Below are 18,086 nucleotides of genomic sequence, written 5' to 3'. Positions count from 1 at the left end.
ATATCTTGGAACAACGAAAGAGGTGATATGAGTGGCCACGGGGGAGAGATTTCGGTGCTGCACGTCGACGACGACCCCGACCTTGGCGATCTCGTGGCGGTCCATCTGGAGCAAACTCACGGTGATATTTCCGTCTGTACCGTGCGAAGCGCGGCAGATGGGTTAGAGCGATTGTCCGAGCGCACGTTCGACTGTGTCGTCAGCGATCACGACATGCCGGGTATGGACGGGCTCGAATTCCTGAAGGTCGTCCGCGAGGAGTACGAGGAGCTACCCTTTATTCTCTTTACTGGCAAAGGAAACGAGGAAATCGCGAGTGATGCCATCTCCGCTGGCGTCACCGAATACCTCCAGAAAGGAGTCGGGACGGACCAGTACACTGTCCTTGCCAACCGTATCGAGCGGGCTGTCGGGGAACGGCGGGCCAAGGCCGCGCTCGAAGAGTCCGAGCGGATGCTGTCGACGCTCATCTCGAACCTGCCGGGGATGGTGTACCGCGCACGGAACGAACCCGATTGGCCGATGGAGTTCGTCAGCGACGGTGCGACGGAGTTAGTCGGCTACAGTTCGGAGGCGCTCGAGAGCGGCGACGTCTCCTGGGGGACGCTGATCAAGGATTCTGAGACGGAGCGTCTCTGGGAGACTGTCCAGACCTGTATCGCCGCCGGCGAACCGTTCAAAGTCTCCTACCAGATCGAGACGGCCGACGGTGAGACCCGCTGGATGTGGGAGCGCGGGCGCGTCGTCGGCACTGACGACGACGGGGTCGAAATCCTCGAAGGGTTCATCACTGACGTAACCGCGCGCGAGGAGCGCGAGCGCGAACTCGCGAATCAGCGGGCATTTACCGAGAAGCTCATCGACTCCGTCGACGATATGTTCTACGTTGTCGGTCCCGATGGCAGTCTGGTCCGATGGAACGACACCGTCTCGTCGGTGACCGGCTACACAAACGAGAAGTTAGCGTCGATGGGCATTGGGGAACTCATCGTGGATTCCGACCACGAGAAATTATGGCGAGTGTTCGAGGAGACGCTGGAGACCGGATACGGAACCGTTGAAGCAGGTGTCGAGACGGCTGACGGCAGGGCGCTCCAGTACGAATTCAAGGGCTCGCTCATCGAAGACGAGCGCGGCGACCTGTTCGGGATTGCCGGTATCGGCCGGGATATCACGGAACGGAAACGCCGGGAACGGGAGCTCAGAGAGTACCGGACGCTGGTCGAAAACGTCGGGGACCCGATGTACGTCCTCGATACTGACGGGACAGTAGAGATGGTAAACGAGGCGATGGCCGCCCATCTGGGGTACGACCGCTCGGAAATCGTCGGCTCGGAACCAGTCCGTTTCATGCCCGAGACGGATGTCGAAAGAGCGACAGCACTCATCTGTGACCTGCTCGACGACGACGAGCGGACGTGGGGGGCCTACGAGATGCGGACGATATCCGCTGACGGGACAGTCCGGATCAACGAGGACAGGATCGCACCGCTGTTCGACGAGGACGGGAACTTCGACGGCTCGGTCGGCGTGATGCGCGAGACGACGGAGCGCAAGCAACGCGAACGGGAACTCGAACGCTACGAGACGATCATCGAGGCCGTCGGCGACCCGGTGTACACCCTCGACGACGAGGGCGTGTTCACCTACGCGAACGAGGCGATAAAGCGACTGACGGGGTTCGAGCCCGACGAACTCGTCGGCGAGCACATCTCCACGATCATGGCCGGCGAGGACATCAACCGCGGCAATGACCTCATCCGGACCATGCTGTCTGACCCGACCCGGCAGAACGTGACCTTCGAAACGGATATCGTCGACCAGAACGGGGCGCACACCCCTATCGAAATCCACATCGCGTTGCTTCCGGCCGCGGACGGGGAGTTCAACGGTACAGCGGGCGTCATCCGCGATATCAGCGACCGGAAAGAGCGAGAGCGACAGCTCGCGGAGTTCGCGTCTGTCGTCAGCCACGACCTTCGAAACCCGCTGAACGTGGTCAAAGGTCGGATATCGGTCGCTCGGACGTCGGGCGACGTCTCGCACCTCGAAGCGGCGGCGTCCGCGGCCGACCGGATGGACGAACTCATCAACGATCTGTTGACGCTCGCCAGACAGGGCGATACGGTCGGCGAGACGACGATGGTCGACCTCGCTGCCCTTGCGAGCCAGGCCTGGATCGATGTCGAAACCGGCGAAGCCACGCTCGAAAAACACGGGACGACGGCGGTCGAAGCCGACGCGGCACGGCTTCGCACGGTGTTTGAGAACCTGTTCCGGAACAGTGTGGAACATGGCTCCACGAGCAGTCGGACGGAGTCCGACGACAGTGTGGAACACGGACGTTGTGCAGACGGCGCAGCCCCGGTCACTGTCTCCGTCGGAACAACGGACGACGGATTTTACGTCGCCGACGACGGCGTGGGAATCCCACCAGAAGAGCGAGATGACGTGTTCGAGCGCGGCTACACCACGAGCGACACCGGGACCGGGTTCGGGCTGGCAATCGTCGTTGAGGTCGCACAGGCCCACGGCTGGTCTGTGTCGGTGACCGAAAGCGAGGACGGCGGCGCGCGGTTCGAGTTCACGACGAGTTCGGAGCGTTGACGTGGCGGTAGGCCGGCCCCGCGAGCACCAGCACGGCCAGCGCCGCGGAGAACAACAGGACGTGCGGGAGCGCGTCGACACTGAGCCCCGTGAGCGTCAGCGACCGCAGCGACGCGCCCGCGGTGACCTCGACCGCGACCCACGGAATTTCGCCGAGGAACGTCCCGACCGCAAAGGAGCGCGGCGAGACGCGGGCGAACCCGGCTCCATAAGAGACGGGGTCCGCAGGCACCGGTGAGAGCCGTGCCGCGAGCACCCCCCGCGTCTCGCCGGTCACCTCGATAATCCGGCGGCCTGAGTCGCCCAGCCAGCCGAACATCCCGCCCTGTTCGCCGGCCCGGAGCGCGAACCGGTAGGGGATGAGGCAGGTGACGAGTGCGCCCATCAGTGCGACCGGGAAGCCGTATTTGACACCGAGGACGAACCCGACGAACGCGGACAGCGGCATCGTCGGCCACGCGAAGAACGGGCGAACTAGGTACAGCCCGACGATGACGCCGGCGAGGTAGACAGGGTGGTCGGCGAGATGCGTCGTCTGGGCCACTACCCGCTCGGGGGTGAGCAGCGTTGTCGCGACGGCGACGACTACCACCAGCCCGGCAGTCCCGACCAGTTGTCGCTTCGCGAGGCGGTCCATCTACCCAATTGAGCGGTAGCAATCGACAAACGCTTTGTGGTATCTTTTAGGTTGTTCGGGGTTGAATCGGCGATTGTGTCCGAGAGGCGTGATCCGGTCGAACTCGGCGTCGAACTGCTCGCCCATCTGGAACACGGGGAGCTGTCCGTCGCCGACGCGCTCGACCGTATCGAGACAGTGACGACCAACCCACAGGTCCAGCGCGAGATACTCGATACTGCAGTCATGCGTGGCCTCATCGAGCGCGAGAACGGTGTCGTTCGCCCGCGGTCACAGGGGTCGTACGTGAACTTCGACAGCGACGTCGTCGTTCGCGAGGGGGAGTTTTCGTGTCAGCGCTGTGGCGCAGCTATCAGTACTGGCCACTTCGTCCAGTTCGACGGCGGCGAACTGGGACCGTTCGGGTCGACGTGTATTCGGAAAGTGTTAGGGCGGGAGTAGCGAGGGGCGCGAGCGAAGCGAGCGGCCCTCGGAATTACGAGCGGCGCGAACGGAGTGAGCGGCCCTCGTTGATGCGAACGGCGACGGGAGGAGCCGTGAGCAGCGCAATAGCGGAGCGACCCTGGTGGCAGCGAGGTCGTGGCCGCGGTCACCACGTTAGATAAACGTCCCCAAACACACGAGTGCAGTCAAAAACAGATGCCTCAGCGGCCCTGGCGGAGTTCCTTGATGAGCTGTTTGATGGTGCGCTCCTGCTTCTGGAGCTGTTCGTTCTGGGCCTCGACAGCGGCGGTCAGTTCGGCGACCTGTGCTTCGAGGTCAGCGACATCGGGGTCTGCCGAGGTGTCCGGCTCGACCGAGTCGGTGTCTACGCTGGTTACGTCACTGGGTTGGGTTTCCGTCGTGGCTTCGGCGGCAGTTCCCTGCTCAGTGGTCGATGCGGTCGCGGCCTGCGTGCTGGCGCTCGCGGTTTCAGCCTCAGAACCGTCACCGCTCTCCTCATCATTGCTCACAAGCGGGTCGATACCGGATTCGAGGCCGAGCCCGTTGCCCGCATCTGTGGCGCTCTCTTCGGGGTCCGCTCCGACCTTGGCGTTGAGCTCAGCGAGCGAACCGACCTCGTGGTACGCAAAGAGGGACTCTTCGAGTGTTTTCCGGACCATCGGTGCCTGCTCGGACGGGGCCTTGATGCGCTCTGGCCGCTCGTTGAACGAGAGCACGACAGCCGTGGCGACGCTACCCTCCTCGAACTCCAGACCGGTCACGTCGTCGAAGGAGAACGCCTCGTAGTCGGCGTCCCAGGTGACGTTGCCGATGTGCTTGAGTAGCTGGCGGTCGGTAACGACCAGCGTTAGTTCGCTGAACCGGAACACGCCAGCGAGACTCTCGTCGGGTGCGATACCGCCGGAGACGGTGAGCTTCCCTTCGAGCAGCCGTTCGAGGACGGCGTCGCCGCGGCTGCCGGGCACGGACAGTTCGAGTTTCTCACTAGTGTAGATGAGCGAGAACTTGGTCTTGCGTCGGCCTTCCGAAACGGTGAGCCGTTCGAAATCGTGCGGATAGCTGGCGACCTTCTCGTCGCTGAGAAGGCCTTCACCGCGGTAGACGAGCGTCCGGGTCGGTGTGAAACAGGCCGCGTCTTCGTCGCCGAGGTTGACACCGCCCCGGATCTCCTCGTCCCCGAGTTCCTGCTGGACGAGGTCTGGTATCTCCATACTGCCTGCATACCTGCGTGGTGGCTTAAATCCGCGGGTCGATTATCAGCACCGATCAGGTGGACACAGCGTGGGACTGTGCCACAGTCCCGGCAGAGATGAGAACCTTCAAGACGGCTAACGGCCAACGGCTGAATGCACCCGCGCCCGGGTGGCTTAGCTGGACATAGCGCCGCACTCATAGGGTCTTTCGACTCATGCGGCAGTGCACCCGTCATGACCCCGGGGCGCTCGTCACGCCCCAGACCTGGGCCATGCGGAGATCGAGGGTTCGGAGCCCTCCCCGGGCACTACTCTGAAACTTTACATACCCATCGGCAGAACCGGCATAGAGACGCCTCACTGACCGGTCAACACGGCGATGAATTATATAACGCAATAGATAGTTCTCCAGATACTCCAGCGGAAACGGTGGGGTGTCTGTCATGAGCGGGCGCTCGACCTCCGGTGACCCGCTTGATGGCACCGACCAGTGCATCGCTGAGCGGCCGGAACTGGACGACACCGGTGAAACCGTTGACGTCCGACTGACGACGATGCAGTGTCCCGTCGACGGGACGCAGCTGTCCAACAGGTATCGCGATGACAACCGTGTCGAGTGTCCGGCTTGCCGTGGCCACTTCGACGTGGCGGAGGTGATCGTCGATGCCTGAGGCCGCCGACATTGACGACAAGGCGTTCGACATCTGGTCGAGCAAGCTCTCTCGGTCCAGCCTGACGCTGGCACCCGACGTGTCAGCCCAGACCCTTGCTGGCGAGTTCGGCAGGCTCGATGACGAGACCCTCGATGACCTGTGTAGCGACGCCGTCATGGCCGCGCTCGATGATGACGCCACGCGACTGAGTATGGCCCACTTCAAAGAGGCCTACGAGGAGACTACCCCGGACGACGAGGGTGAGCGCAGTGAGAAAGCCGTCCAGGAGGCCCCGCCGGAGCCTCAACCCGAGACCACGCAGGAGACACAGACCGACGAGAAGCCATCGCAGCCAGAGGTCTACGACGAGAACAACGACAACGTCGAGGCTGCCGCCACGGAGTCTCAGGGCACCGATGCTGGCGACGACCAGGACGAAGACACCGAGTCGGTGTCACAGATGTCCCGTGGCGAGCTCGAAGCCGAGGTCCGAGACCTCCGCGAGACCGTCGACGAACTGGAGTCGATGGTGCGTGACTCGAACGCACTGGTGAAGGCTGTCCGCAAACAGATGGCACTCCAGAACGAGCTGTTGGTCGGCGCCGAGACCGTGCAAGACGCCGGCATCGATCCGGAAGAGGTTCTGAACCACCACCAGCGACTCTCCGACGTCGAGGAGCGACTGCAAGAGCAGGGCGACCAGATCCAGATGGTGAGAGTTGACGGTGGGGGTAGTCCCGACGATCCCGACAGCCGGGCCCAGCGGATCCGGCAGACACTGTACAACAAGGCGAAGCAGCACTCCGAAGGGATGGCCGAGATGGACCGGGACGACGTCGACTCCCGACTCGGCGGCGGCCTGCACCGTGACACCGTCCTCGGCGCGATGAAGCGGGCCGCGGATGGCTACGAAGCAGAGGACGACGAACGGTCCTACACCTCTATCAACGGGAGCAGTGACCTGCAGCCGGTCGACTCGATCACGTTCTCCGTCGGAGAAGGGCGCGGGAACGCTTCGAAGGTCGTGATGAATCTGTCCGATGCGACGGGTGCAGAGATTCGTCACAATCTGACGACGAAAGATACCGAGGAGGCCACCTGAAGATGTCCCCGACCACCAACTGGATTCCACCGCCGTTGCAGTCGCTGTAAGTTTAGTTGCGCTAGTCGCTGTAAGCATTGTATCGCTACTCGTGAGTAAACTCGCTCAAATCTCGCTCATCTCTCTAGAGCGAGTTTGGTCACAGTGCGACGGGCGATATCGTTCGTCGTCAGATTGTGACGCAAATCAGACCACCATCCGATGCACATCCATTCCGACGATTCCAACGAGGTTGACCCTGAACGTCGATACAACCGTGTCCTCACGACGATCTACCAGCAGACCAGTCCGATGCAGCGGCCGGGCGTCACTCCCGGGAAGATCTACCTCTCGCTCGTGGCGCACGGATCGTACGATCGGGCCGGCGTCAAAGCGTCACTGCAGGCGACCCTCGACAACGACGACGCGATCGCATATGAGGACGAAGACGGTCAGCTGCGATTCGCACTGCTCACCGAAGATAGCGTCAACCGACTTGTAGCTGAGTATCCAGAGGTAGCGGACCACGAAACCATTCGCGAGTTCCGGGGAGATACATGACGCACGTCTGGAGTGTGTCCGACGAGACGATCCTCAAGGCCGTCCAGATGGCACTCGACAATGACGACTGTCTCGCCTTCGGCGGCGGAGTCCGTCCCAAACACGTCGCGATGCACTGCGAGCTCCAACCGGGCTCGCTGCGGGACCGGCTGCTGACACTCACCGCTGACGGACACCTTGTCAAGGTCTGGGGCGTCGATGTCGATCAACCAGGCTACCCTGCACGGCGAGGATACCTGCCAGCAGGGCATCCTGAGGCAACCCCTCCGTACACTCTGTCTGTATGACCGGTGACCTCGAACCGTGGGGTCGGCAGAACGACGCGGTCGTGGATGCCCTCGATGCGATGTCGCGTACAGCCCCACGGGAGGACATCACTGGCCGTTTCACGACAACAGAGTTGCGTTTATATCGCTGGAGAATCGTATCAAAGATAGCGTATTTCACACCGGCGTCGGGGCGAGTTACCGCGGTGACCCTCGGCGACGAGCCACTAGTCCTGCGACTCTTCTAATCCATGCCTCAATCAATTGACACAGCAACAGCGACGGCAGCGCCACTTCCACGCAACCCGACCCGGTCTGGGGCCCACGCGTTGCGGTGGTTCGAGACGATGATCTGGCACGACCATGCCGTCTGCAGTGAGTGTTTCGCCCGACTCAAGCGGTCAGACATCGCCGAGCGCGACCACTGGGGCAACGAGGACTCCATGTCCTGGCGGACCGAGTCGGCCGTACTCGGTGAGGACCTCATCGAGCCGCCGGCGTCGGTCGCTAACTGTGCGCCCATGCCCGAGTCCAAAACCACCTGTGCCGAGTGTGGCTCGGTCCGAGGCCTATCCCAGTCAGAGACGCTGTCGACGAGCGAGGCCATCGACCGCGTGCCAGCCCTCGCCGCCCGCCTTCAGGAGGCCGGCTACCACGTCGACACGCGTCGCATCTACACCGCCGTCGAGCATCTCAAAGGGCTCGACGACTACACGGCCGACGACAAGCAGATTTTCGCGACGGCCGCAGCGCTGGGAGTCCAACGATGAGCGTCCGCCAATCGACGCCGGACCGCGTCGCAGTCGAGACGCTCCAGGGCGACATCCGTGCTGGGTCCGTCGTCGACGAGCTGGTCGAGGCCGACGTCCACGAGATCCAGCGCGTGTTCCGCGTCGAACTCGATGGCACCGTCATCCGTGTCCCGGAGGACGACGCCGGCATCCCCGATGACGCAGCGACTGCCACGCGGCAGTAGACGAGGGGATGCATCGTTCGTCAACCGGCCGGCACTTCTCCAACTCAAGCTTGTCCGGCATACGTCGGCCGCCCTGCCCGGTTCTGGTGCGCTTCCACAAGCGCGGGGTTCGACTCCCCGTCCGGGCCTACGATGAGTTCCAGTTGCATAGGAGGCGCGTGATGGTCTCACTTTCATTTCTCGTCGAAAATGCATCAGCAGCCGTTCTGGTGATCCTGTATCTCTTTTACGAGATACATCACGGCCGGCTTGAGCGCGTCGCCGACAAGGTCGATGAGGTCATCATCGCCGTGATCGCCCTCGCCCAAGAGAACGACGACATCGACGAGGACGAGGTTGCGGACCGACTGAATGGCTCGTCGCCGGACGATCTCCGTCTTGACAATGACTAAGCACAAGCGCAAGGCCCGGGATGCTATCGTCGGGCTCCTGATCGCACTCGCACCGTTTGCATACAAGCAGATCACGCTCGGGAACCGCGTTGTCGGTGGGACCACCATCATCGTAATGTGCTCGCTCATTCTCGTGTATCGCTACGCCGACGCACAGCTCATCGAAGCTGCTCGCGAGGTCGCCGACGCGGATGACGACGACGCTGTCGCGGACGACCTCAAACCAGTCCTTCGCAGAGTCGGCCGGTTCTTCCGCCGGCGTCTCAACTCCCGCAAACAGTGAGTCGTACCAACATTCCCGTTTCTGACGCCGTCTACGAGCGCCTCAGCGAGCACAAGGCCGAGGGCGACACTGTCGTCGACCTGTCGCTTCCGACGCCGTCGGACGGCGATGATGTTCCGTGGGACGATGCCCGCCGACGTGCGTTTATCACCGGCTACACACCCTCAAACAGGGCCCAGCGCGTCCTCACAGCACTGGGTCTGGCGGACTAGAAACAAACAACCCCATGGACCAGACTGAAGACGACCTCGTTGGACAGCCCATTGGCGACGTCCCGAAGCGCCAGCCAGACGACGAGTGCAACGCTCGACGGACCGATGACAGTCGATTCGTCGGCTACTGCAACCGGACGGCTGGCTGGGGGACCAACAGCAGTGACGGTCGTTGCTCAACGCATGGCGGGTCCGACGACGCTGGTGCTCCTGAAGGCAACAACAACGCCGAGGGCGATGGCGCTCCCGAAGGCAACACCAACGCTGTGACTCATGCGCTGTACGTAGAGCACAACCGGTTTTATCAACAGGTCATCGACGACGGTCTTCGAGATCTGTGCGACGACATCTTCGAGGGATACGTCAAGAAGTACCGCGAGGTCAACGGCGAGCCGGTCGCCGGCGAAAAGGTCCGTCTCTCGGAGATCGCCATCAACCAGATCAAGATCATCCACTCGGACAACTGGGCCGTCGACAAACCTGAGGACCTCGAGTCTGGGAATGCGTTCGTTGACAAGGAAACGCGAATCAAGACGACCGAACACGACGCTCGTGAAGAGCACCGGTACACCGAATCGGTCGTCGTGAAGACACAGCAGCGCCTCCGGAAAGAAGACCGGAAGTGGCTCAAGGACATGGGGCTGCTCGGGCCGGATATCGACGTCGCCGTCGACGGTGAGGTCGACCACAACCACGACCACGGCCTCGACGAGAACACGCAGGAGATCATCGAAGACCTCGCGGAGGACCTGCGAGCATGAATCCACTCGGCTATCACATCCTGGCACGCCTGATGTCGGCGGCGTCGCCGGACCAGAAAGCCGAGTTCGGCCGCTACGAGAACAAGGCGCCGGACTACGCCCGGTCGCAGTACATGCCGGACTTGGTCACGGAGAACCTGTCCGAAATCGTCCGTCGCGAATTCGCCCTTGACCCACCGGCAACACCAGACGACGTCGACCGGATCACCGGAGATGACTACCGGGCGTTCTGGCTGACCCACGTCGAGCACGAGCCGTGGGACATCTACACCATCGCAGAGGACATGGCTGAGCGGTTCGAGATCAATCGGGGCTGGGCGTTCAAGACTGCCCGCCAGCACCTGAACCAGCTCGTCCTGCAGGCCCGGATGCGTGGCTACCGTCAGGAACGGCTCGCCGGCCGGCGCTTCCGCTGGGGCGGGCCTGACGCTGACCATCCGGCCTGTCAGTGGATCCGGGCCCAGATCCCCGACGAGGGCACGCCGTATCATGAGCTGGTCGACCTGATGCAGACGGCCAAGCATCGCTTCGTCGAGGATCCACCGTCCAGTCCGCACGTCGTCCACGACTGGTGCCGTCACGAGATTCGGGAGGTGCAGTGAATGTCAACCGGTGCTACCGCTAACAGTTCGACTGACAGATGGACAGAGGTCCTGTCGGACCCGGCGGCGCGGAAGCAGTGGCTGCCGGCCTTCTCGATCGACCACCTTGGCACTGAGGGTATCCTCGCACCGCCAAAGCATCTCCAGGACTGGTACCAGTCAGTCCATGACGCCGTCACGGATGCGGAGACGCCGAAGAACCAGGCGCTGTTCGCGCCGCGCAACTATGGGAAGACCGTCTCGACGATCGAGGTCGTGCCGGCGTGGCTGGCGGTCAACTGGCCGGATATCCGGATGGCGATAGTCTCCCACAAGAAAAAGCACGCCAATAAGCGGGCGAAGACGGCGGTCGCGGCCATCGAGGAGGCGTGCGAACGTTACGATGTCCCGGTGTACGACGAGTCGAAGACGACGATCCAGCTCGAGGCCGGCCGGACCAACATCGAGCCGACGCTGGAGCCGCTGTCGATCCGGACCTCGGATACGGGATCACACTTCGACGTCATCATCTACGACGACATCGCGACGCTGACCAACCAGACGACGGCACTCCGTGAGACGATTTCGGAGAACTTCGAGGAGTTCGTCGACAACGTCGCCGCCAAGCGTGGTGCGACCTGCCTCCCACACAAGAGCGTCAACATCGTCATCGGGACGCGCAAGACACCCGAGGACGTCTACCGCGAGCAGATCCTCGCGACGAACACGCCCGAGTGGGACGGCCACATCGCCCGTGGTGTCTCGCAACCGGGCTGGTCGGCCCGTGTCTGGCGAGCCACGCCGGATTGGCACGTCATCGAGAACGAGGAGTACGTCGTTCACGGGACTGACGGCGCCGTCTACGACACGCTTCGGGACGTTCCCGATGATGTCGATATTATTGACGATGGCATTCGGCCGGCTGATGACACGCAGTTCCGGACACTCTGGCCCGACTTCGAGCGGCCCGAGACGCTCCTGACGAAGGTTGTCTCGAAGGCCGGCGATACGGGGCTGTGGCAGGCGGAGAACCAGCAGAACCCCGAGGCTGCCGTCGGGCGAGTGCTGGATCTGGACTGGCTGCGCTTCGTCGACCCGATCCCACGCAACGACTGGGATGCCTACGAGTGGTACGCCGGCCTCGACTTCGCGAACCCTGACAACCTTGCGGCGAGCGAGCGCGGTGAGTCGGACTACTGGGCGCTGGCAGTCTATGCGTACGACCGCGATCTCGATCAGGAGTACGCCGTCGATGTCTGGCGCGACCGGGGTTACATGTGGGAAGAGGCGGCGACGGAGTTCGTCGACGTCCACCTCGCGGACTACCCGGTCGGCGAGTTGCTAGTTGAGTCCAACTTCGACGGCAACGAGATCGCCGACGTCGTCGCTGACAACGTCGACATCCACGTAACGCCGACGGCTTCGGATGGCGACAAGGAGCAGCGGCTCAACGCACTGGCCAATCGCTTCCAGCAGGGTCAGGTCAAGGTCGCGAGCGAGGAGAACGAGCGCTGGGAGTCGTTCATCCGCGAGGAGTGGCTGCCGTTCCCCGACGCCAGTCACGATGACCGCTTCGACGCGCTCGAGATCGCGTCTCGGGGCCCAGATGGCTCGGTTGATCACGTCACTGACGACGAGTTCGAACATCTCGACTGGTAAGTACACATGGCTGATAGCACCCCACGCACGACGAAGCTCGGCGAGGACGAGGACGGAGAGTTGGTCGCGATCGACTGGCCCGACGGCAACATCGACCAGTCGCTTGCGGCCCAGATCGCATCGACGCCCCAGACCGATGAGTCACACTCTGGCGATCACGCCGGCGAGGCGGGTCCGATCCCGCGGGCAGCCTCACACGCTGGCGTGTTCGGGAGTATCGACCTGCGGAGCTTCTCGCTCAACTCAACGGAGCTGGCGACGACGATCAAGCGGTTCCGCGACGAGATGTACCGGAACCAGTTCCCGGTGCTGGTGCCATCGTTCACCGACCGCTGTCTCGAGTGCGGGACCGAATTCGATGAGGAGCGTGACACCTGCTCGGTCTGTGGCTACACGGAGTTCGAGGGCCCCTCACGCGAGCAAAAACACTGGCTGGCGTCGTTCGTCGAGTCAGTCAACGCCGAGGGTCAATCCCTCGCCAGCCTGCTGAAGTACGAAGAGGACTTCCAGAGCTATCGCGGCGTCTCGACGATTTTAGCCCGACTCAAGTACCAGCAGGTCACCAAGGACGTCGCCGTCGCCGGTCGGCCGATCCAGTCGATGACGTGCTGGGAGCCGACAGCGCTGAAAGAGCTCGTCCACGCCGATCCGACACGGATCCTCCCGGTCCTCGATGAACACAACCGTCACGGTGGCTGGTGGACGTGTCCCGCCCATCGCGAAGAGTACTGGGAAGCTGAGGATCTCACGTTTGAGGGCGACGCCGACAGGCCGACTGAGGTCTGCCCGCACTGTGGCTCCCAACTCGCCGAAGTCGGCTACGTCGAGACGAAGCCAGGGTCGACGCGGGACATCCGGACGCTGTACCTCACTCACGAGGTCATCGACTGGGCCCGACACTTCCCGATCCGCAACGGCCTCGACGGCCAGTCTCCGATACGGCCGCTAATCAAGCTACAGGCGATTCTCCAGTGGTCGCGCAACTACGACCTGCAGTACCTCTCGCCACAGAACGACCAGCAGCTGCCGGATAAATTCCTCGTCGCGTACGGCAAGAATGTCCGATCCAGCCTCCGGGCCTCCCTCAAGGAAGAGGAGAGCAACAACCCGTGGGAGCAGGGCCGGTTGATGTACGAGGGTAACCCGGACGACGTCGACATCGAACTGCTGGACCTCTCGGCGTCGTCGGGGCTGAACGGCCGCGAGCCGATGGTCGAGCGGCTCATGTCCCAGATCCGGGCGATGTTCGGGCTGACGGATGCCTTCGAGAACGAATTGTCGGACGCCGGCGGACTCAACGCCGAGGGCACACAGGTCGAGATAACCAACTCGGCGGTCGCCGCTGCCCATCAGGATACGAAGGACAAGGCGCTGGACAAGCTCTGTCGGATCGTTGCAATGGTTGACGGCCACTGCGACTGGGAATTGGCCTACGTTGATCCCAAGAGCGAGGACTCGGCACTCTCCCCGCTGGAAGTCCTGCAGGGTGTCGAACTGGCACACAAGACCGGCACGCGTGTAACTGTCGAGGACGGCCAACTCCAGATTCCGGATCAAGATATCGATCCAACCGAAGCCGGCGCCGCGACACCGGACAGCCCGGCGGCCGAACCCCCTCCCGATGGATGTCCTCCTGAACCGGCCAGCAACGAGCAAACGACCGACACTACAACCACACCCTCATCGCCCAACAGATGATCCAGCTACAGGGCCAGCAGTGCCCGTTCTGCATGGCGTGATTCACGATGTCTATTCAAGTACTCAACCAGCAAGTCAGTAGCCAGCCGACCGCCAACGTCGGCGACACAGTCGACGCCAGCGGCCCGATCAAAGACCGCCGACTCACTCGTGAGGATGTCCCCGAGGAGTGGGAAGAGCCGATCTTCGACGCTGAGAACTTCATCATCGAGGGGCCGGCGTCGGTCGAGATCGTCGACCGGACGGGGCAGCAGGTCCAGATGGAAGCCGTCGAGGACGCGCTCGGCCGGTACATGGAATCCGAACGCGAGCCGGGAATCATCTCCGACAAGCATGACGACGTCCCGATCGGCGTCCCACTGTGGGAGTGGGTGACCGACAACGGCACGATGTACGAGACTGCCGTCACCGGTGGTGAGTTCACCCTCGTTGCGAATCTCGGCAACGAGACCACGATGAGCAAGAAGGCTCGGGCGCGCTGTCTGACCGGTGACTATGGCGGCTACTCAGTGACGGTGTACTCCAACCGAGAGCATCAGAAACCCGACGGGACGCGTGTCACCGTCGACTGTGACCTCCATGCGGTGACGCTCGGCGACGAGGAGCTCGTGATGAACCCCGCGGCAGATTTCGACGTTGTCGACTTCAAGTACGGCGCGCATCTGGAGGCCGCGATCCAGCGGCGACTGCGCCGGCGCCGAAGCCTGGTCGGGCAGGTTGAGCAGAAGCTCGGTACTGGCGACGGCACTGGCGAGTCACTCCCAGACTCTGTGCTCGCAAAGCTGCAGACTGACTGAACAGCTCCCCGATGACGGGACGGTCGGCCACCGTCCGAGAGGGACCATGGCCAGGTTCACAATGGCGTTTTTCGGCTCGACTGACACGGTCGACCAGAAAGCCCAGACTGTGCTGGACGACCTTTCTGAGGATCCCTCTCCGTTTGAGATCCTTCAGACGGCCGACCAGCAGACGGGCGATGACGTCGACCCCGAGACGGTAGTAACGAGAATGCGCAATCTGGACGATGCGGTCGACGCCAAACTCGGCGCCGTCGAAGGCTCCGATGTCGACCAGAAGGCGATGCGAGATGCGGCCGGCGCGGTCGCGGATCGGACGCCACTACAGGAGGCTGATGCCCTGGATCTGCTTTCGGCGGCCGCCGATAGCGCCGAGCAGCAGGACCCATCGACGTTTCTTGAGGCGTTCAGCGATGTCGCCGGCGTCGACCAGAACGCGCTGACAGACACCCTTTCGACTGATATGACTGATCCAACTAACTCCGACAGTACCGACTCCGACGCCACGCCTGACGGCGGCGTCGACCAGAAACAAGACGGCGGCGATGACGACGCAATGGACCCGATCGACCTCGTCGAAGAGATCGGTGGCTCCGATGCTGCCGACACCGTCGAGAGCTACGCCGACTCCGTCGGCAAGGATATCCAGGAGGCCGCCGCCGAATGGGTCTCTGAGAACGTCCCTGGCGTCACCGTCGAAGGACACGGCGACAGCAGCGGAAGCCCGAACACCAGTGCGCCAGCACCGGCCCAGCCGGATATGAACGGCGACGACTACGACCGCGATCCCGAGCCCGACCAGATGCTCGACGACGCCAGCATCAACGAGCGTGTTGCTGACGCCGTCACCAGTGATGAAGTCCTAGATGAGATGGCGGGCGCGGTTGCTCAGAAGCTCGCGACCGATGACGACCTCGCAGACGAACTGGTCGGCACGGTCGAGCAGAAGGGCGACTTCGCGACGACGGATGAGACGGTCACAACTGCACCCGAGGGCAGTACGAAGACGGTCGGCGAAGCCGGCGCGGTCACCGGAGGTGGCAACGAATGAGTATGAGTGCCCACCCGATGCACTCCTACGCTGCTGGGAACAGTCCCGGCCGCTTCCTCGAATCGAACAAGCTCAATGACGTCCCGATGGACTGGGATGAGGGGCTGCTCCAGCGGGCGCAGTACGACTCCTCGACCGCAGCGCACGTCAACGCTATCTACACGGCGACGTTGTACGCGCAGTACAACCAAGAACACTCGTGGTACAACGCACTCTCGCAGGTCGACCGGTTCAGCGCCTCACTGGAAGGGCCGGTTACCGCGAAGGCGTTCCGTGCTGCGACGAACCCAGTCGACCTACAGACCCACAGTGAGGGTGGCAGCGTCTCCTCGGGGACAACGTTCGGCGTCGAAGAGGTTGAGTTCGATCCCAAGCGCTCGGAGACGGTCGCCGAGGTGTCGGACCTGCAGGAGATCTACGCTGCTATCGAGGACGCCGTCGGGTTCGAAGAGTTCTGGCAACTCCAGCAGGAGCAACTCGACCTCGCGATCGACCGCGACGGCATCGCCGACGCCGTCGTGCAGGGCGACACGGCCTACGACAGCACAGACACGATCACGTCACTGGACCGCGCGATCGCCTCAAGCGATGAAGAGGCCAACGCCACGGACCCAAACGGGAACGCCTACAACGCCGGTGATCTCGACTACGGCAGTGTCGAGCGAGCGACGGACACGTGGGCAGACTCGTTCGTCGATCATAACGGGGCGTCCGGGCCTCGCCAGCTCACCAACGACCTGTTCAGTTCGTTCCTGAACTCGATGAACGAGTTCGCCGATGTCGACGTCTACTCGGACGCGGCGATCCTCACGGGCCATGACACTGCTGGCATCCTCTCGGATCTGGCTGCGGAGCGCAACAACGTCCGGAACGTGATCTCGATGGACCAGAACCGGACCGAAAGCGTCGGCGATGCGTCGACGATCCGCGGCGTTTCCGGAACGGCTCGCCATCGCGACTACGACGGCATCCCGATCATCGGCAACCAGCACGCGATCAAGCACGGCGATATCTCGTCGATCTTCATCGTCCCGACGGACACGATCCGTGGCCAGCCGCGTCTCTCCATCGAGCAGTTCACCGAGCCCTACACCGAGACGGCCGGTCGCGGCCAGACGCAGGGTTACCTCGCAACTGGTGAATACCGCGAACAGGCGCTCATGCTGATGCACCACGAGGTCGTCAATCGCGACTTCGCCTCTGCCGGGCTGCTGCGCGATCTCGCAGAGTAACGCTCCATGACTGAGACTACTACCATCACTATCACTGTCGAAATCGGCGGCCGTGTGTTCGTGCGACAGGTCCAAGGCACCCACTGGGCCCGTGACGACGACGGCCGGCTGTACGTCTACGACGATGAGACAACCGTCCTCGATGTCGGCACCGACAGCGTCGTTGAGGTGCTTCGCGAGGACGACGTCGAGACCGTCGCGACAATCGACTCCGACACCATCACCGATACCACCACACCCACTGACTCATGCCAGTAATCACGCTCAACAGCGCTGAAGAGTTCGAAGAGAAAGGCCACGCCGATGTCGAGTTCGTCGGGTTCCGCTACACCGGCGACCGCTCGGTCAAGACCGACCAGGACCTCCGCCAGCGGGCCGGCTACGACGGCCCGCCAAAGTTCCAGCGGGGGCGGGTCTACTTCGCGATCCTGCCGACGAACCTCGACGAGGACTACGTCGAGAATGCCTCGATGGGCGTCCACGCTCTCGAAGCGCGGTCTGACTTCGAGGTCCTGTACGACGCCGAACGGCTATCTGAGGCACTGCTCGACCGAAACTACCTGCCGACAGATGTCTTCTACGAGGGGTTCGACCGTTGGAAGCGCGCCAAGGTCATGGAGAAACTCACCCTCGATGACGCCGGTCGCGTCTACGACACGGACGACGAAGCGCCGTATCGCGAGCAACTCCGTACCATCGCCGGCGTCGAGCCCGACGACGAGGCCTCGGTCTCCCAGCAGCGCACTGACGAGTATGTCGGCCGCTTCTCGCGGGCAGAGGCATCGGATGTCGTCAAGGTCGTCCGGCAGGACCCCGACGAGATCGACCTTCGGACGGCCGGGCTCACCGATATGGCAGCGTACCTGACGCGGTTCGCCCCCGACACCGTTGAGCAGGCCGTCGACGCCGCCCTCGGCGAGGCCGATCCCGAAGATGTGACGATCACCCGCGTCGACGATCCGGGAGCTGATGGCGACACCAGTGACAACGGCGAGGACTGAT

22 protein-coding genes and 1 tRNA gene are annotated in these 18,086 nt (G+C 62.9%); 21 read left to right on the top strand and 2 right to left on the bottom strand.

Going from position 1 to position 18,086, the window contains the following annotated elements; all coding sequences use genetic code 11:
* The first annotated feature begins 27 nt into the window (after window positions 1–27).
* Window positions 28–2,607 carry a PAS domain S-box protein gene (locus tag C442_RS17735; protein ID WP_008312876.1) on the top strand — a complete coding sequence of 860 codons (2,580 nt, stop codon included), beginning with the start codon at window positions 28–30 and terminating at the stop codon, window positions 2,605–2,607.
* Here C442_RS17735 and C442_RS17730 read toward each other — a convergent pair.
* Entirely contained in the window at window positions 2,585–3,244 is a 660-nt protein-coding gene (locus C442_RS17730) for a TVP38/TMEM64 family protein (protein ID WP_008312874.1), read from the bottom strand. The two genes, C442_RS17735 and C442_RS17730, sit on opposite strands and share 23 nt — an antisense overlap.
* Before the next feature lie 51 nt (window positions 3,245–3,295).
* On the opposite strand from C442_RS17730, the gene C442_RS17725 reads away from it, so the two are divergent.
* Window positions 3,296–3,685: a DUF5830 family protein gene (locus C442_RS17725; RefSeq protein ID WP_008312872.1), complete on the top strand. Its 390-nt coding sequence runs from the start codon at window positions 3,296–3,298 to the stop codon at window positions 3,683–3,685.
* Window positions 3,686–3,888: 203 nt separating this feature from the next.
* Here the strand turns inward: C442_RS17725 and C442_RS17720 are convergent, their stop codons facing one another.
* Window positions 3,889–4,899, bottom strand: a complete 1,011-nt coding sequence (locus C442_RS17720) for a DUF7115 domain-containing protein (protein ID WP_008312870.1) — start codon at window positions 4,897–4,899, stop codon at window positions 3,889–3,891.
* A 145-nt stretch (window positions 4,900–5,044) separates the two neighbouring features.
* On the opposite strand from C442_RS17720, the gene C442_RS17715 reads away from it, so the two are divergent.
* The 19 genes from C442_RS17715 to C442_RS17620 all read left to right on the top strand — a co-directional run bounded on the left by C442_RS17715 (window position 5,045) and on the right by C442_RS17620 (window position 18,085).
* Window positions 5,045–5,189: transfer RNA gene (locus C442_RS17715), tRNA-Met, on the top strand.
* 135 nt (window positions 5,190–5,324) lie between these two features.
* Window positions 5,325–5,552, top strand: a complete 228-nt coding sequence (locus C442_RS17710; RefSeq protein ID WP_008312868.1) for a hypothetical protein — start codon at window positions 5,325–5,327, stop codon at window positions 5,550–5,552.
* The gene (locus C442_RS17705; RefSeq protein WP_008312867.1) at window positions 5,545–6,636 is read left to right on the top strand and encodes a hypothetical protein; all 1,092 of its coding nucleotides are present in this window, start codon (window positions 5,545–5,547) and stop codon (window positions 6,634–6,636) included. The genes C442_RS17710 and C442_RS17705 overlap by 8 nt, the downstream gene beginning before the upstream one ends.
* Before the next feature lie 201 nt (window positions 6,637–6,837).
* Window positions 6,838–7,176 (top strand): hypothetical protein, encoded by a 339-nt coding sequence (locus tag C442_RS17700; protein ID WP_008312866.1) that lies wholly within the window; start codon window positions 6,838–6,840, stop codon window positions 7,174–7,176.
* Window positions 7,173–7,463, top strand: coding sequence for a hypothetical protein (locus C442_RS17695; RefSeq protein ID WP_008312863.1), 291 nt, complete (start codon window positions 7,173–7,175; stop codon window positions 7,461–7,463). The genes C442_RS17700 and C442_RS17695 overlap by 4 nt, the downstream gene beginning before the upstream one ends.
* A gap of 230 nt (window positions 7,464–7,693) precedes the next feature.
* On the top strand, window positions 7,694–8,212 hold the full coding sequence (locus C442_RS17685; protein WP_152418483.1) for a hypothetical protein: 519 nt from the start codon (window positions 7,694–7,696) through the stop codon (window positions 8,210–8,212).
* The gene (locus tag C442_RS17680; protein ID WP_008312858.1) at window positions 8,209–8,418 is read left to right on the top strand and encodes a hypothetical protein; all 210 of its coding nucleotides are present in this window, start codon (window positions 8,209–8,211) and stop codon (window positions 8,416–8,418) included. The genes C442_RS17685 and C442_RS17680 overlap by 4 nt, the downstream gene beginning before the upstream one ends.
* A 161-nt stretch (window positions 8,419–8,579) precedes the next feature.
* Window positions 8,580–8,810, top strand: a complete 231-nt coding sequence (locus C442_RS17675; protein ID WP_008312856.1) for a hypothetical protein — start codon at window positions 8,580–8,582, stop codon at window positions 8,808–8,810.
* Entirely contained in the window at window positions 8,803–9,093 is a 291-nt protein-coding gene (locus C442_RS17670; protein WP_008312854.1) for a hypothetical protein, read from the top strand. The genes C442_RS17675 and C442_RS17670 overlap by 8 nt, the downstream gene beginning before the upstream one ends.
* Complete coding sequence (locus C442_RS17665; protein WP_008312852.1) at window positions 9,090–9,305, top strand: hypothetical protein; 216 nt, start codon at window positions 9,090–9,092, stop codon at window positions 9,303–9,305. The genes C442_RS17670 and C442_RS17665 overlap by 4 nt, the downstream gene beginning before the upstream one ends.
* Window positions 9,306–9,319: 14 nt before the next feature.
* Complete coding sequence (locus C442_RS17660; protein ID WP_008312850.1) at window positions 9,320–10,066, top strand: hypothetical protein; 747 nt, start codon at window positions 9,320–9,322, stop codon at window positions 10,064–10,066.
* Complete coding sequence (locus tag C442_RS17655; RefSeq protein ID WP_008312848.1) at window positions 10,063–10,668, top strand: hypothetical protein; 606 nt, start codon at window positions 10,063–10,065, stop codon at window positions 10,666–10,668. Before C442_RS17660 ends, C442_RS17655 begins: the two co-directional genes overlap by 4 nt.
* Entirely contained in the window at window positions 10,669–12,306 is a 1,638-nt protein-coding gene (locus tag C442_RS17650; protein ID WP_008312847.1) for a phage terminase large subunit family protein, read from the top strand.
* Between the two features lie 6 nt (window positions 12,307–12,312).
* Window positions 12,313–14,004 carry a hypothetical protein gene (locus C442_RS17645; protein WP_008312844.1) on the top strand — a complete coding sequence of 564 codons (1,692 nt, stop codon included), beginning with the start codon at window positions 12,313–12,315 and terminating at the stop codon, window positions 14,002–14,004.
* Between the two features lie 47 nt (window positions 14,005–14,051).
* On the top strand, window positions 14,052–14,801 hold the full coding sequence (locus tag C442_RS17640; protein WP_008312842.1) for a hypothetical protein: 750 nt from the start codon (window positions 14,052–14,054) through the stop codon (window positions 14,799–14,801).
* 46 nt (window positions 14,802–14,847) lie between these two features.
* Window positions 14,848–15,852 carry a hypothetical protein gene (locus C442_RS17635; protein WP_204366256.1) on the top strand — a complete coding sequence of 335 codons (1,005 nt, stop codon included), beginning with the start codon at window positions 14,848–14,850 and terminating at the stop codon, window positions 15,850–15,852.
* The gene (locus C442_RS17630; protein WP_204366255.1) at window positions 15,849–17,084 is read left to right on the top strand and encodes a hypothetical protein; all 1,236 of its coding nucleotides are present in this window, start codon (window positions 15,849–15,851) and stop codon (window positions 17,082–17,084) included. Before C442_RS17635 ends, C442_RS17630 begins: the two co-directional genes overlap by 4 nt.
* A 6-nt stretch (window positions 17,085–17,090) precedes the next feature.
* On the top strand, window positions 17,091–17,342 hold the full coding sequence (locus C442_RS17625; RefSeq protein WP_008312835.1) for a hypothetical protein: 252 nt from the start codon (window positions 17,091–17,093) through the stop codon (window positions 17,340–17,342).
* Window positions 17,333–18,085: a hypothetical protein gene (locus C442_RS17620; RefSeq protein ID WP_008312833.1), complete on the top strand. Its 753-nt coding sequence runs from the start codon at window positions 17,333–17,335 to the stop codon at window positions 18,083–18,085. Before C442_RS17625 ends, C442_RS17620 begins: the two co-directional genes overlap by 10 nt.
* The last annotated feature ends 1 nt before the right edge of the window (window position 18,086 follow it).

This window comes from Haloarcula amylolytica JCM 13557 (assembly GCF_000336615.1).
GTDB classification, from domain to species: domain Archaea; phylum Halobacteriota; class Halobacteria; order Halobacteriales; family Haloarculaceae; genus Haloarcula; species Haloarcula amylolytica.
Note: the sequence above shows the minus strand (reverse complement) of the source record. Positions and strands in the feature narration are given on the sequence as shown.